The sequence below is a fragment of the Microbacterium keratanolyticum genome (assembly GCF_016907255.1).
GTDB lineage: Bacteria > Actinomycetota > Actinomycetes > Actinomycetales > Microbacteriaceae > Microbacterium > Microbacterium keratanolyticum.
In genome coordinates this window covers 1218244-1232253 of sequence record NZ_JAFBBQ010000001.1, presented here as the reverse complement: position 1 = coordinate 1232253, position 14010 = coordinate 1218244, and the positions used below count along the sequence as shown (strand labels likewise).

Here is a 14010-nt window from a genome sequence, read left to right as displayed (position 1 = left end):
TGGCTTCGTCCAGGCCTTTAGGTCTCCTGATCGAAACAGGTGTCGAAATGTCGACTTCTACTCTCGCTCCGAGCCTCGGAGCAGTCCGCCAGACGTACGCCGGAAACGCAGAGTTCCCGCCTATGGCGCGCGCATACAGAGACGTGTCAAACGTCGTTCGCGAATTGGGGCTTCTGCGTCGAACTCCGGTCTTCTACAGTCTCGTCGCTGCAGGCATCGCGCTCGGCTTCGGCGGCGTCATCACCGGCATGATCCTCCTGGGCGACAGCTGGTTGCAGCTGCTGATGGCCGCAGCCCTCGGCATCCTGTTCACCCAGGTCGCCTTCCTCGCACATGAGGCTGCGCACCGTCAGATTCTGTCGACGGGACCGGCGAACTTCCGTCTCGCCCGCATCCTGGCCGCGGGTGTCGTGGGCATCAGCTACGCCTGGTGGGACTCGAAGCATACGCGCCATCACGGCAACCCGAACAAGGTCGGCAGCGACCCCGACATCGAGGTCGACACGATTTCGTTCCTCGACGAAGATGCGGCGAAGTCTCGCGGCTTCATCCGGATGATCACCCGTCGACAGGGCTGGCTGTTCTTCCCGCTGCTCACCCTTGAAGGCGTGAACCTGCACTACCTCGGGCTCAAGCATCTGTTCTCGCGGAAGCCGATCAAGGGCCGGTGGACCGAACTTGCTCTGATCGCCGCACGCTTCACGATCGTGCTCACTCCGATCTTCCTCTTCCTGCCGCTGGGCATGGCGTTCGCGTTCATCGGTGTGCAGCTCGCCGTCTTCGGCGTCTACATGGGAGCCTCGTTCGCGCCGAACCACAAGGGCATGCCGATCATCGCTCCTGATGCCCGCCTCGACTTCTTCAGCAAGCAGGTGCGCACCTCCCGCAACGTGTCCGGCGGCTGGTGGGCCACCTGGTTCATGGGGGGACTGAACTACCAGGTCGAGCACCACCTGTTCCCGAACATGTCGCGCTTCCACCTCTCGCGTGCGCGCAGGATCGTCAAGGACTACTGCGAGGCGAACAACGTCCCTTACACGGAGACCACGATCTTCCGCTCGTACGCGATCGTGATCGACTATCTCAACCGTGTCGGACTCGCCGCCCGTGATCCCTTCGACTGCCCCGCCGCGCAGCAGCTGCGCCGCGCCTAATCGCTCTGTCCCTGTGAAGGCGGCGCGTCAGAGAACGAGCCGGTAGCCCATGCCCTGCTCGGTGAGCAGATGCACCGGCTCGGAAGGCACAGCCTCAAGCTTCTTGCGCAGCTGAGACATGTACAGCCGCAGGTAGCCCGAGTCTGAGACCTGCTCGCTGCCCCAGATCTCCTTCAGCAGCTCCTGACGGGTCACGAGCGCCCCCGGGTGTCGGCACAGGTGCTCGAGCATCTGCCACTCGGTCGGTGTGAGGTGCACGCGGGCACCTGCCCGGGTGACAGCACGTGCGGCGAGGTCGACGACGACGTCACCGAAGGCGACGCTGGACTCGGATGCCTCCGGCACGACCCTGCGCGAGAGCGCCCGCAGCCGCGCGAGCAGCTCGTCGATCTGGAAGGGCTTGGTGACGAAGTCGTCCGCTCCCGCGTCGAGCGCCTGCACCTTGTCAGCGGAGCCGGTGCGGCCGGACACGACGATGATCGGCACGCTCGTCCAGCCACGCAGCGCCTGGATGACCGCGATGCCGTCGAGTTTCGGCATGCCGAGATCGAGCAGGATGAGGTCCGGATGCTTCTGCGCGGCCATCGTGATCGCGGCAGCGCCATCCGGGGCGGCGATCACCTCGTAGCCGTGCGCGGCGAGGGTGATGCGCAGTGCGCGCACCATCTGCGGGTCGTCGTCGGCGATGAGGAGTCTCATGCGTGCCTCCTCTCATCGGTGCTGTCGCCAGCATCGGTGCCGGCGGCGACAATCGGCAGTGCGATCACCATCGTGAGTCCGCCGCCGGGGGTGTCTTCGGGCGTCAGCGTACCGCCCATGCCCTCGGTGAATCCGCGCGAGAGAGCGAGACCGAGCCCGAGGCCTGTGGAGTTGTCCGTGTCGCCGAGCCGCTGGAAGGGGTGGAAGATCGCGTCCTGTCGGTCGACGGCCACCCCCGCACCCCGGTCGACGATGCGGATCTCGGCGCGCTCGCCGAGGCGGCTGGTCGACACGATCACGGGCACGTCGGCAGGAGCGTGACGCACGGCGTTGGCGAGGACGTTCACGACGACGCGTCGCAGCAGCACAGGGTCAGCCTGCACTGCCGGAAGCGCGGGATCGAGGGCGAGCTCGACATCCGCGGGGCCGAGCTCGAGCTCGTCGAGGGCCGCGAGAACCACGTCATCCGCGTCGGTCGGTGACAGGGAGACGGCGAGCACGCCGGCCTGGACGCGGCTCACATCAAGCAGGTCGGTGAGCAGCGCCGAGAGGGAGGCCAGGCTCTCATCGGCCGTGGCGAGAAGCTCGTCACGATCAGCGCTCGACAGAGTGCCCGCGGTACGCAGTCCACCGATCGCGGCGACCGCCGAGGCGAGCGGTCGGCGCAGGTCGTGGCTGAGTGCCGAGAGCAGCGCCGTGCGCACCTGATCCGTTTCAGCCAGGGACTCGGCCTCGCGCGCGGCCGTACGCAGATCGGTGTGCTCGATCGCTGCGGCGATCTGGGCGACGATCGCGTCGAGCAGCCGTCTCTCGGGGGCGTCCAGTTCGCTGCCGTGCAGTTCGAGCAGCGCGGCCGGCGCCGCATCCGGACCCACCGGAATCGTGACCGCCGGACGCCCCTGCACCGGCTCGCCGTCGATCGCGATGACCTCTCCGGCAGGGGACAGCAGACGGACACCCGCCAGTCCGAATGCCTCGCGGGTGCGGGTCACGAGGGCGAGCAGCGCGTTGTCACCGCGCAGCACATTGCCCGCGACAGCGGCGAGAAGCTCTGCTTCGGCGGATGCCCGCTTCGCCGCCCGCGCGCGCCGCGCAGCCTGGTCGACGATCAGGCTGACGAGCACCGCGATGATGACGTACAGCGACAGCGCGATCGCATGCAGAGGGTGCGCGATCGTGACGGTGAACAAGGGGGCGACGAAGAGGAAGTCGAGAGTCAGCCCCGAGAGCACGGCGGCGAAGAGCGCCGGGCGGATGCCGCCGATCAGCGCCACCACGACGACGAGCAGTTGGTACGCGAGCACGTCGGAGGTGATCGATTCCGGAGAGCGCATCGAGTACAGCAGCCAGGACAGCAGCGGGCCGCCGGTCAGGGCGACGACGAACCCGAGCACCTGCCGCCGCCAGCCGAGCGCGCCGCCGGTGATGCGCGGCAGCGCCCCGCGGCGCCCTGCCGCGGCATGCGTGACGATGTGCACGTCGATGTCGCCGGAGAGGCGGATGATCTCGGCGCCGATCCCCGGTCCGGTCAGCGCCGAGGCAAGTCGTCCGCGCCGACTCACACCGATCACGAGCTGGGTGGCATCGACGGATTGGGCGAACTCGACGAGCGTCTGCGGGATCTCGTCGCCCACGATCTGGTGGTAGCTGCCGCCCAGCGACTCGACGAGAGCGCGCTGGGTGCTGAGCGCTCCCGGGGCGGCTGTGCGCAGACCGTCCTGTGCTGTCACGTGCACCGCGAGCAGCTCGCCGCCGGCGGAACGCGCCGCGATTCGCGCGCCGCGGCGGATCAGCGTCTCGCCCTCCGGGCCACCGGTGAGCGTCACGACCACGCGTTCGCGCGCCTGCCAGGTGCCTTCGATCCCCTGCTCGGCCCGGTAGCTGCGCAGGGCGCTGTCGACCTCGTCGGCCAGCCACAGGAGTGCGAGCTCCCGCAGCGCGGTGAGGTTGCCGAGGCGGAAGTAGTTCGACAGCGCGGCGTCGATCCGCTCCGCCGGGTAGACGAGTCCCGCCGTGAGCCGGTCGCGCAGCGACTGCGGGGCGAGGTCGACGACTTCGATCTCGTCGGCGGCGCGCACGACCGCATCCGGAATCGTCTCCTGCTGCTCGATCCCCGTGATCTTCTCGACCACGGCGTTCAGCGAGTCGATGTGCTGCACGTTGACGGTGGTGATGACGTCGATGCCCGCCGCCAGCAGCTCCTCGACGTCCTGCCAGCGTTTTGCGTGACGAGATCCCGGCGCGTTCGTGTGAGCGAGCTCGTCGACAAGGGCGATCTCGGGCGCACGGTCGAGCACCGCGTCCAGGTCGAGCTCGGTCAGCTCGACGTCGCGGTGCCGATCGCGTCGGCGCGGCACCTGCTCGAGGCCGGCGGTCTGCGCGAGGGTCGCAGCGCGCTCATGCGTCTCCACGATGGCGATCACCACGTCGCGACCCTCGTCACGCAGCCGTCGACCCTCGCTGAGCATCTCGAAGGTCTTGCCGACGCCGGGAGCGGCACCCAGCAGCACGCGCAGACGGCCGCGTCGTGGCATCCGCTCCGCGGGCATCAGTCCTCCTGCTGGTCGAGCGCGAGGTTGAGTTCGAGCACGTTGATGCGCTCCTCACCCAGGAAACCCAGGTCTCGCCCTTGAATCTTAGACTCCACGAAACCGCGCAGTTCGACCGGATCGATCCCACGTTCGGCGGCGACACGGGGCACCTGCAGCAGGGCGTAGGCGACGCTGATGTGCGGGTCGAGACCGGATGCCGACGCGGTCACAGCGTCCGCCGGGATGGCGTCTTCGGAGACTCCCTCCCGCGCGGCGATCTCTGCCTTGCGCTCGGTGATCGCCGCGATGAGGTCGGCGTTCTCGGGCCCGTAGTTGCTGCCGCTCGACGCGCCGCCGTCGTAGCCGTCGCCGGCGGCGGAGGGGCGCGGCTGGAAGTACTCGGGAAGGGCGTCACCCGCGGCATCCGTGAACGACTGACCGACCAGCGCGCTGCCGACGGCAGTGCCATCGGAGGTCGCGAGAACCGAGCCATTCGCCTGCAGGGGCATCACGACCTGTCCGATGCCGGTGATCGCGAGGGTGTACCCGACGCCGAGCACAGCGGTGAAGACGAGAAGTGCGCGCAGGGCGACGCCGGCGGTGCGGGTGGAGGTGCGAAGCGTGGACATGAGGTGCCTTTCAGAAGCCCGGGATGAGGCTGACGACGAGGTCGATGAGCTTGATGCCCACGAACGGGGCGATGACGCCGCCCAGCCCGTAGACGAGCAGGTTGCGCTGCAGGATCTGCGAGGCGCTCGCCGGGCGATACTTCACTCCGCGCAGGGCGAGCGGGATGAGGAAGACGATCACGATCGCGTTGAAGATGATCGCGCTCGTCACGGCGGATGCGGAGGAGTGCAGCTGCATGATGTTGAGCGCCGCGAGTCCGGGGAAGACGCCCATGAACATCGCCGGGATGATCGCGAAGTACTTCGCGATGTCGTTCGCGAGCGAGAACGTCGTGAGCGCGCCGCGGGTGATGAGCAGCTGCTTCCCGATGCGCACGATGTCGATGAGCTTGGTCGGGTCGGAATCGAGGTCGACCATGTTGCCGGCCTCCTTCGCAGCAGACGTGCCCGTGTTCATCGCGACGCCGACGTCGGCCTGCGCCAGAGCGGGAGCATCGTTCGTTCCGTCGCCGGTCATCGCGACGAGACGGCCACCCTCCTGCTCGCGTCGGATGAGCGCGAGCTTGTCTTCCGGGGTCGCTTCGGCGAGGAAGTCATCGACTCCTGCCTCCTGGGCGATGGCCGCGGCCGTCAGCGGGTTGTCACCCGTGATCATGACCGTGCGGATGCCCATGCTGCGCAGCTCTTCGAAGCGTTCGCGCAGGCCCTCCTTCACGATGTCCTTCAAATGCACGACGCCGAGCACGCGGCCTTCGCCTTCGGGCGTGCGCACGGCGACGACCAGCGGCGTGCCGCCGCTCTGCGCCACGGCGTCCGTGATCTGGGTCAGCGCAGCATCCGCCTTCTCCCGCCCCAGCCAGGCGGTCACCGCCGACCCTGCTCCCTTGCGGATCTCGGTGCCGTCGGCCAGATCGAGACCGCTCATGCGGGTCTGTGCCGTGAACGGCACGACGATCGCACGGGCGGGTTCGGTGACCAGGATGCCGCGGGCAGTCGCGAGGTCGACGATCGAGGCGCCCTCGGGCGTCGGGTCGGCCAGCGACGAGAGCGCGGCGGTACGCAGCAGCTCCGCCTCGTCGACGCCGGTGAGAGGGAGGACCTCGTGCGCACGACGGTTTCCGTAGGTGATCGTGCCGGTCTTGTCGAGCAGCAGGGTCGTCACGTCGCCCGCAGCCTCGACTGCGCGTCCTGACATCGCGAGCACGTTGCGCTGCACGAGACGGTCCATGCCGGCGATGCCGATGGCCGAGAGCAGGGCGCCGATCGTGGTCGGGATCAGGCAGACGAGCAGGGCGATCAGCACGGGGATGCTCACCGGTGAGGCGGCATACGAGGCGATCGGGTTGAGAGCCAGCACGACGACCACGAAGATGATCGACAGGCTCGCGAGCAGGATGTTGAGAGCGATCTCGTTGGGGGTGCGCTGCCGACTCGCCCCCTCGACAAGCGCGATCATGCGGTCGACGAACGTCTCACCGGGCTTCGAGGTGATGCGCACGACGATCCGGTCCGACAGCACGCGGGTGCCGCCGGTGACGGCACTGCGGTCGCCACCCGACTCGCGGATCACCGGGGCGCTCTCGCCCGTGATCGCCGACTCGTCGACCGTCGCGATGCCGGCGACGATGTCGCCGTCTCCGGGAATGAGGTCTCCGGCCGCGACGACCACGACATCACCGAGGCGCAGGTCCGCCGAGGACACCTCTTCGGTTGCGGTGCGCTCGGCGGCAGCATCCGCAACGTCATAGCCCACCACCCGACGTGCCGTCGTGCTCGTGCGGGTCTTGCGCAGACTCGCCGCCTGCGCCTTGCCGCGGCCCTCGGCGACGGACTCCGCGAGGTTCGCAAAGAGCACGGTCAGCCACAGCCAGGCGGCGATCCCCCACGTGAATCCTGCGGGAACCGGGGCGCCGCCCGACGCGGCAGGGCCGCCGAGGAAGGGCTCGGCGATCGCGAGCACGGTCGTCAGCGCCGCGCCCGCCCACACCAGCAGCATGACGGGGTTGCGTGCGAGCGCTGCGGGGTTGAGCTTGCGCAGCGCCCCGGGGATGGCCGCGGCGAGCTGCGCGCCGCTGAACGAGCGCGGCGCCGAAGCGGTCGGGGTGGATGCCTCAGCATCCGGGATCTTGTCGGTCAGCAGAGTCATGTCAGACGAGTCCTTCGGCGAGCGGGCCCAGAGAGAGCACCGGGAAGTAGGTGAGGGCGGTGACGATGACGGTCACAGCCGTGAGCAGGCCGACGAACTGCGGCCGGTGGGTGGGGAGGGTTCCGGATGTCTCGGGGACGCGCTGTTGCGCGGCGAAGGAACCCGCCAGGGCGAGGACGAGCACGATCGGCAGGAAGCGTCCGAGCAGCATCGCGACTCCGAGCGCGGTGTTGAACCACGGGGTGTTCGCGGTGAGACCGGCAAAGGCGGAGCCGTTGTTGTTCGCCGCGGAGGTGAAGGCGTAGAGCACTTCGCTCATGCCGTGCACGCCGGGGTTCCAGATGCTCGTCGCCTCGACGTCCGCGCGGACAGCCGGGATCGCGAAGCTCAGCGCGGTGCCTGCCAGCACCAGCGTCGGCACGACGAGGATGTACAGGCTCGCGAGCTTGATCTCCCGCGGGCCGATCCGCTTGCCGAGGTACTCAGGGGTGCGACCGACGAGCAGCCCGCCGACGAACACCGCGATGATCGCCAGGATCAGCATCCCGTACAGGCCTGATCCGACCCCGCCCGGTGCGACCTCTCCGAGCATCATGTTGAGCATCGGCATCATGCCGCCGAGCGCCGTGTACGAGTCGTGCATCGAGTTCACCGCGCCGGTGGAGGTGAGTGTCGTCGCGGTGCCGAACAGCGTCGACCCGAGAATGCCGAAGCGCTGCTCCTTGCCCTCCATGGCGGCCCCGGCGAGTTCGGGTGCCGTGCCCCGACCCGCGAGCTCCAACGCCGAGAGCGCGAAGAGTGAGACGAGGAAGATCGTTCCCATGACGGCGGCGATCGCGTAGCCCTGACGGTTGTCGCCGACCATCCGGCCGAAGGTGCGCGGCAGAGCGAACGGGATCATGAGCACGAGCAGGATCTGCACCATGTTGGTCCAGGCCGTCGGATTTTCGAACGGATGCGCCGAGTTGGCGTTGAAGAAGCCTCCGCCGTTCGTGCCGAGCAGCTTGATCGCCTCCTGCGAGGCCACCGGTCCACCGGGGATCGACTGCGTCGCTCCTGTGAGCGTCTGCACCTCGCTGAAGCCGGCGAAGTTCTGGATCACGCCACCGGCGAGCAGCGCGAGGGCACCGATCGTGGCGATCGGAAGCAGCAGGCGGATGAGGCCGCGCGTCAGGTCGACCCAGAAGTTGCCGATCGTCGCGGAACCCCGACGGGCGAAGCCACGGATCAGCGTGACGGCGACCGCGATGCCCACGGCGGCCGAGACGAAGTTCTGCACCGTGAGGCCCACGAACTGCACGAGATAGCCCATCGTGAGCTCCGGGGAGTACGACTGCCAGTTCGTGTTGGCGACGAAGGAGGCCGCCGTGTTGAACGCGAGGCCTTCCGGAACCGCGGGCAGCCCGAGCGACTGGGGCAGGAACGCCTGCAACCGCTGCAGACCGTAGAGGACGAGCACGCTGACCAGTGAGAACGCGAGCACACCGCGGGCGTACGCGCGCCACGTCTGCTCAGCGCTCGCATCGACACCGATCAGACGGTAGATGCCGCGTTCGACAGCGAGGTCGCGACCCGAGGAGTACACGCGGGCGATGTAGTCCCCGAGGGGGCGATACAGGAGGACGAGCGCAAGGACGAGGGTGGCCGCCTGCAGGACGCCGAACCAGACCGTGGCACCCATCAGAACCGCTCCGGGGCGACGAGGGCGACGACCAGATAGGCGACGGCAGCCAGCCCGAGGGTGGCCGCGATGATCTCGAAGACGATCATGCGCGCTCCTCCTCGGTGGTCCGGTCGCGCGGGTCGACGCTGAGAGCGCGCGGGCGCATCTGCTCGACCCCCTTTGCGAGAAGGCCGGCGAGAGCGAAGAGCGCGAGGGTCAGCGCGATGTAGAGGAGATCGAACACGAGAGTCGATACAACTCCTGCGCACCGGGCGCCGCGGCGATCCTTACGGAATCCCTACGCCTCACGCGCGGATGCATACGCCGCGCTCACACCTCGCGCGTCGTGCGCGGCGAAAACCCCGTTGAAGGAGCGATGTTCCCCCTGTTCTCGGCGAAAAGTGGGTGAACATCGCTCCTTGAAAGTGGGCGGGGCTTCCGGCACCAACCGCCTCATCGCTGCAGTGCATGCCAGAGGGCTGTCCATTGCCGGGCGTCGAGGTCGCGGGGGAGAGCGTCTGCGGGCACGGAAGCCCGCGCCAGCGCGGTGCGGGCGGTGGCGAGGCTGACGCGAGCCGCTCCCTGGATGACGCGATCCAACCGGCCCCCTCGGCCGGAGAAGACCGCGCGCACGAAGATCTCGTACGCGCGACGCTCGGTGCGAGGAATGAGTGGCGCATCGCGGCGCGAGATCGCGAGGATTCCGCCGTCGACGCTGGGCTGAGGACGAAAGCTCGTGCGCGAGACCCTCCCGTGCAGCTCGAACGTGAACCAGGGGGCGCTCTGCGCCGTCATCATCGTGTGCCCGCCGACGCCCGCTCGTTTCCTCGCGACTTCCCACTGCGTCACGAGCACCGCACGCGTCCAGTGCGGATGGCTGAGCAGGCGACGGAGGATCGGGGTGGTCAGGTGAAACGGGATGTTGCCCACGACCGTGGATGTGCTGAGCGGATGCTGCAGCGCATCCGCTTGCAGCACCCTGACGTGCGGCAGGGCGCGCGCGAGTCGATGCACGCGATGCTCATCGATATCGATCGCCGTCAGGGGTCGCCCGAGCGCGGCCAGCGGCCGTGTGAGAGCACCGTCGCCGGCACCGAGCTCGAGGATGGGACCGTCAGTTGCGGCGATGAGCGCGGTGATGGTCTGGATGGAGGGGGCGTGAGTGAGGAAGTTCTGGCCGAGTTCGTGTCGGCCACCGTGCAGAGAACGAGGCATGAGTGCGCTCCAAGAAGGATGTGGAGCACCTCGAGAGGCGGCGTGGGTACGCGAAAGCGCCCGTCCGAGGTGCGAAGACGTCTCGGAAGGACGGCGCGCTTATGCGAGCGAGTGCGAGCGCGCCGTCAGGCGCGGCGGTCGCGGAAGGTGAAGAAGCGCCCCGTCACGGGCGCGTTGCAAAGTGTTCCCACGCGTCAAAGGTAGCAGGGGGCCATCGCGACGACGACACCGGTGGGTCTCTCCGGGGACAACGTCCTCGGCGGCCCGAGCCGCACGAAAGTCACAGCCGATTCCGATCACGAATGCGTAACGTCGAGTCCATGACCACCGTCTCCCCCGCGGACATCACCAACACGGATTCCGTCATCACCGAAGCTGCGATCAGCGAAGCGCGCGAGCTGCGGGACGAGTTCCAGCGTTTCCTGCGCGAATACGAGTTCGGGATGCGCGAGATCGAGACGAAGATCTCTATCCTGCGAGACGAGTTCACGCACGACCACGACTACAACCCGATCGAGCACGTCAAGAGCCGCCTGAAGACTCCCGACAGCATCGTCGAGAAGGTCGCCCGTCGCGGCATCGAGCCCGACTTCGCGTCGATCCGCGAGCACATCACCGACATCGCCGGCGTGCGGGTGACCTGCAGTTTCGTCGCCGATGTCTACCGGCTCTTCGACCTGCTCACGGCGCAGGACGACGTCACGGTGCGCATCGTCAAGGACTACATCGCCCAGCCCAAGGACAACGGCTACCGCAGCCTGCACGCCATCGTCGAGGTGCCCGTCTACCTCTCGACCGGGGCGCTCATGGTTCCGGTCGAGGTGCAGTTCCGCACGATCGCCATGGACTTCTGGGCCAGCCTTGAGCACAAGATCTACTACAAGTTCTCGCAGCGGGTTCCGGCGCACCTGGTCGACAGTCTGACAGCCGCGGCAGATGCAGCCACGGAACTCGACTCGCGGATGGAGCAGCTGCACCGCGAGGCGCGTTCGTCGACCGTCGGGGCGATCGCCCCGCCCCCGCCGCCGACGTCAACCGTGCGGGTGATGGACGCGTAGCATCCGCCTCAGCTGAGGAACTCGCGCGCTGCGGCGCGCATCGCGCTCACGCCGACCTCGATGGTCGGGTGGATCTCGGGTGCGAAGAACGGCGAGTGGTTCGTGGGGATGTCGCTGTTGATCGTCCCTGCGGCCTCAGCGGCGGCGAAGCGCTCCGGGTCGGCGCCGCCCCAGAACCAGAACACGAGCGGCACGCCCGCGTCGCGTGCGAACCACGACACGTCTTCGCTGCCGGTGAAGAGGCCGGGGTCGATGACCGAGGCATCGCCGAACGTGCGGCGGAATGCGGCGACGGCGCGGGCGGTGGCCTCGTCGTCGTTGATCGTCGCGGGGAGTGTGTGGTCGGTGCGGATCGTGGGCTCCTGCTCCGCGCCGGATGCCATCGCCTCGGCGCGCACGATGCGCTCGACCTTTTCGAGTGTGATCTCGCGCAGTTCATCCGTGGGGTAGCGCAGGCTCAGTTCGAGTGTCGCTTCCGCCGGGATGATGTTGTTCTTGAGGCCGGCATGGATCGACCCCACGGTGACGACGGCGACGTCGCGCGGGTCGGTCTCTCGCGAGACGACGGTCTGCAGGCGCATGACGGTCGCGGCCGCCATGACCACGGGGTCGATCGTGGCGTGCGGACGGGAGCCGTGTCCGCCGCGGCCGTGCAACGTGACGGTGAGTCCGTCCGACGCGGCCATCTGCGTGCCGGGGCGCACTCCGATGATGCCCGCCGGCAGCGGCGTGACGTGCTGGCCCAGCACGACATCGGGGCGCGGAACCCGCTCGAGCAGTCCGTCATCCAGCATCGCGCGGGCGCCTGCGCCGTACTCCTCCGCAGGCTGGATCAGAACGACGATCGTGCCCGCCCACTCTGCGCGCTCGGCGACGAGCTTCTCGACGGCGCCGACCATCGCGGTCACGTGCATGTCGTGGCCGCAGGCGTGCATGACCGGAACGGTGTTGCCCGCGGGATCGACGCCCTTCGCGGTGCTGGCGTATGCGAGGCCGGTCTGCTCTTCGACCGGCAGCGCGTCCATGTCGGCGCGAAGCCAGACCACGGGGCCATCCCCGTTGCGCAGGACCGCGGCCACGCCGGTCGTGCCGAGCCCTTCGATGACATCGAGGCCGAGGTCGCGGAGGTGCCCCGCCGCGATCGACGCGGTGCGCGTCTCTTGGAACGACAGCTCCGGGTTGCGGTGCAGATCGATGTACAGGGCCTCAAGGTCGATCGTCATGGCCTGAGCCTAGCCGGGGACCGTGTACTGCGCCGCCGCTTCGCGGCATCCGGAGCCGGCGCCTTCGGGAGGTGAGAGGCTAGAAGCACCCGCCCGCCAGAGATTCGGAGCCCTTCGATGACCGCGAACAACGCCACTCCTCCTGCGCCTCCCGTGCCGAGTGATGCGGTCGGAGAGGGTCTCAAGGCGGCGTTCCGCTTCCACCCCGCGGGTGTGGCGATCATCACGGCAACGACCGATCGCGGCCCCTCCGGTCTGACGGCGTCGAGTGTGTCCTCGGTCGCGATCGACCCTGCCGCGATCATGTTCTCGGTGACCAGGGCAACAGGAAGCGCGGGCGCGATCCTCGACGCAGACAGCTTCATCGTGCACCTGATCGACGGCGAGCACGCGGAGCTCGCGCAGAACTTCGCCGTCAGCGGCGCAGAGCGCTTCACCGAGGCGCAGGGCTGGACGATGCGCGAGACCGGCGAGCCCTACCTTCCGGCGGCGCGCGTTGCGCTGCGCTGTCAGACCCTGCACACCGTCACGGTGGGCTCATCGGTGGTCGTGATCGCTCAGGTTCTCGAGGTGATCGAGGGTACCCGCGGGGAGCCGGTCGTCTACCTCGACCGCGCCTTCCATTCGGTCGCGACGGCCTAGCGTCCCGCTCGACTAGTTGGATGCGGGACGGGCGGTCGTGCCGCGCACGACGAGCTCGAACGGGAGGTGGGCGTGGTCGAGCTGCGTCGCCGCCGCGTCATCGAGCCGGGTGAGCAGTGCCTCGGCCGCGCGTTCGCCCTGTCCGAGGGGGAACTGATCGACGGTCGTGAGCTGGAAGAAGTCGCCGAGCTCGTGTCCGTCGATGCCGATCACCGACAGATCGTCGGGCACCCGGTATCCGAGGTCACGTGCGGCGAGGATCGCGCCGATCGCCATCTCGTCGGAGGCGGCGAAGATCGCCGTCGGGCGAGGGCCGGGCCTGCCCAGAAGCTGCTTCGCGGCGCGATATCCGCCGTCGACCGTGAAGTCGGCGGGTTCGAGGTACAGAGGATTCGGCGCGATCCCGGCATCGGCGAGTACCTTCTCGAAACCTGCCCGGCGCTGCGTGGGGATGTGGAAGTCCATGTCGAACTCCGGGCTTGCTCCGATGTGCGCGATGTCCCGGTGGCCGAGCGCGAGCAGATGCTCCGTCGCGAGCTGTGCGACCGCGTGGTCATCGACCGTGAGGGTGTCGAGCCGCGGATTCGGCCCGCCGATCGCGATGACCGGCAGCCCCAGCTGCAGCAGCTGACCGGTCTCGGCCTCGTCGAGCTCGATCGACACGGCGATGACGCCGTCGACGCGCTGTCTCCGCAGGAAGTCCGCGAACACCTCGCGGCGCACGGCCGCATCCGCCGTGATGTTGTAGAGCGTGATGTCGTAGCCACGACGCATGAGCGCGCTCGACACCCCCGACAGCACGGTGCTGAAGAACCAGCGGTCGAGGAACGGCACGACGACGCCAACATTGCGGGTGCGACCGGATGCCAGGCTCGACGCGCGTGAGGACACGACGTAGCCGAGGGCTTCGGTGGCCTCCTGCACCCGCCGGCGGGTCTTCTCGGAGACCGTGCCGCGGCCGCTGAGCGCCCTCGAGACCGTGGCGGTCGAGACGCCGGCAAGGCGTGCCACCTCATCGATGCTGACCACGTGCTTCTCCCTGATCCCTAT

13 protein-coding genes are annotated in these 14010 nt (G+C 68.4%); 3 read left to right on the top strand and 10 right to left on the bottom strand.

Annotated features, from left to right (window positions below; translation table 11 throughout):
- The first annotated feature begins 47 nt into the window (after positions 1–47).
- Positions 48–1154 (top strand): fatty acid desaturase family protein, encoded by a 1107-nt coding sequence (locus JOD62_RS05840; protein ID WP_204938376.1) that lies wholly within the window; start codon positions 48–50, stop codon positions 1152–1154.
- Positions 1155–1181: 27 nt separating this feature from the next.
- Here JOD62_RS05840 and JOD62_RS05835 read toward each other — a convergent pair whose 3' ends face one another.
- From JOD62_RS05835 to erm, 8 genes are all read right to left on the bottom strand, one after another.
- Positions 1182–1853: a response regulator gene (locus tag JOD62_RS05835; RefSeq protein WP_204938375.1), complete on the bottom strand. Its 672-nt coding sequence runs from the start codon at positions 1851–1853 to the stop codon at positions 1182–1184.
- The gene (locus JOD62_RS05830) at positions 1850–4387 is read right to left on the bottom strand and encodes an ATP-binding protein (protein WP_204940075.1); all 2538 of its coding nucleotides are present in this window, start codon (positions 4385–4387) and stop codon (positions 1850–1852) included. The genes JOD62_RS05835 and JOD62_RS05830 overlap by 4 nt, the downstream gene beginning before the upstream one ends.
- A 14-nt stretch (positions 4388–4401) precedes the next feature.
- A complete protein-coding gene (gene kdpC, locus JOD62_RS05825; RefSeq protein WP_204938374.1) occupies positions 4402–5013 on the bottom strand; it encodes a potassium-transporting ATPase subunit KdpC in 612 nt (203 codons plus the stop codon).
- Between the two features lie 10 nt (positions 5014–5023).
- Positions 5024–7159 (bottom strand): potassium-transporting ATPase subunit KdpB, encoded by a 2136-nt coding sequence (gene kdpB / locus JOD62_RS05820; protein ID WP_204938373.1) that lies wholly within the window; start codon positions 7157–7159, stop codon positions 5024–5026.
- A gap of 1 nt (position 7160) precedes the next feature.
- Positions 7161–8840 carry a potassium-transporting ATPase subunit KdpA gene (gene kdpA / locus JOD62_RS05815; RefSeq protein WP_204938372.1) on the bottom strand — a complete coding sequence of 560 codons (1680 nt, stop codon included), beginning with the start codon at positions 8838–8840 and terminating at the stop codon, positions 7161–7163.
- On the bottom strand, positions 8840–8929 hold the full coding sequence (locus tag JOD62_RS05810; RefSeq protein WP_204938371.1) for a potassium-transporting ATPase subunit F: 90 nt from the start codon (positions 8927–8929) through the stop codon (positions 8840–8842). The genes kdpA and JOD62_RS05810 overlap by 1 nt, the downstream gene beginning before the upstream one ends.
- Positions 8926–9066, bottom strand: a complete 141-nt coding sequence (locus JOD62_RS05805; RefSeq protein ID WP_204938370.1) for a hypothetical protein — start codon at positions 9064–9066, stop codon at positions 8926–8928. The genes JOD62_RS05810 and JOD62_RS05805 overlap by 4 nt, the downstream gene beginning before the upstream one ends.
- A gap of 209 nt (positions 9067–9275) precedes the next feature.
- The gene (gene erm, locus JOD62_RS05800) at positions 9276–10037 is read right to left on the bottom strand and encodes a 23S ribosomal RNA methyltransferase Erm (RefSeq protein ID WP_204938369.1); all 762 of its coding nucleotides are present in this window, start codon (positions 10035–10037) and stop codon (positions 9276–9278) included.
- 320 nt (positions 10038–10357) lie between these two features.
- Here erm and JOD62_RS05795 point away from each other — a divergent pair, with 320 nt between their 5' ends.
- Complete coding sequence (locus JOD62_RS05795; protein WP_204938368.1) at positions 10358–11095, top strand: GTP pyrophosphokinase; 738 nt, start codon at positions 10358–10360, stop codon at positions 11093–11095.
- An 8-nt stretch (positions 11096–11103) separates the two neighbouring features.
- Here the strand turns inward: JOD62_RS05795 and JOD62_RS05790 are convergent, their stop codons facing one another.
- Positions 11104–12318, bottom strand: coding sequence for an amidohydrolase (locus JOD62_RS05790; RefSeq protein WP_204938367.1), 1215 nt, complete (start codon positions 12316–12318; stop codon positions 11104–11106).
- A gap of 117 nt (positions 12319–12435) precedes the next feature.
- On the opposite strand from JOD62_RS05790, the gene JOD62_RS05785 reads away from it, so the two are divergent.
- Positions 12436–12960 carry a flavin reductase family protein gene (locus JOD62_RS05785; RefSeq protein WP_204938366.1) on the top strand — a complete coding sequence of 175 codons (525 nt, stop codon included), beginning with the start codon at positions 12436–12438 and terminating at the stop codon, positions 12958–12960.
- Positions 12961–12972: 12 nt separating this feature from the next.
- Here JOD62_RS05785 and JOD62_RS05780 read toward each other — a convergent pair whose 3' ends face one another.
- Positions 12973–13989, bottom strand: a complete 1017-nt coding sequence (locus JOD62_RS05780; protein WP_204938365.1) for a LacI family DNA-binding transcriptional regulator — start codon at positions 13987–13989, stop codon at positions 12973–12975.
- Positions 13990–14010: the final 21 nt, after the last annotated feature.

Bases quoted from the DNA above. Each gene is read 5' to 3' on its own strand.
- JOD62_RS05835 (WP_204938375.1), bottom strand. From the start codon at position 1,853: ATGAGACTCCTCATCGCCGACGACGACCCGCAGATGGTGCGCGCACTG.
- JOD62_RS05795 (WP_204938368.1), top strand. From the start codon at position 10,358: ATGACCACCGTCTCCCCCGCGGACATCACCAACACGGATTCCGTCATC.
- erm (WP_204938369.1), bottom strand. From the start codon at position 10,037: ATGCCTCGTTCTCTGCACGGTGGCCGACACGAACTCGGCCAGAACTTC.
- JOD62_RS05840 (WP_204938376.1), top strand. From the start codon at position 48: ATGTCGACTTCTACTCTCGCTCCGAGCCTCGGAGCAGTCCGCCAGACG.
- JOD62_RS05790 (WP_204938367.1), bottom strand. From the start codon at position 12,318: ATGACGATCGACCTTGAGGCCCTGTACATCGATCTGCACCGCAACCCG.
- kdpB (WP_204938373.1), bottom strand. From the start codon at position 7,159: ATGACTCTGCTGACCGACAAGATCCCGGATGCTGAGGCATCCACCCCG.
- kdpC (WP_204938374.1), bottom strand. From the start codon at position 5,013: ATGTCCACGCTTCGCACCTCCACCCGCACCGCCGGCGTCGCCCTGCGC.
- JOD62_RS05810 (WP_204938371.1), bottom strand. From the start codon at position 8,929: ATGATCGTCTTCGAGATCATCGCGGCCACCCTCGGGCTGGCTGCCGTC.
- JOD62_RS05785 (WP_204938366.1), top strand. From the start codon at position 12,436: ATGACCGCGAACAACGCCACTCCTCCTGCGCCTCCCGTGCCGAGTGAT.
- kdpA (WP_204938372.1), bottom strand. From the start codon at position 8,840: ATGGGTGCCACGGTCTGGTTCGGCGTCCTGCAGGCGGCCACCCTCGTC.
- JOD62_RS05830 (WP_204940075.1), bottom strand. From the start codon at position 4,387: ATGCCACGACGCGGCCGTCTGCGCGTGCTGCTGGGTGCCGCTCCCGGC.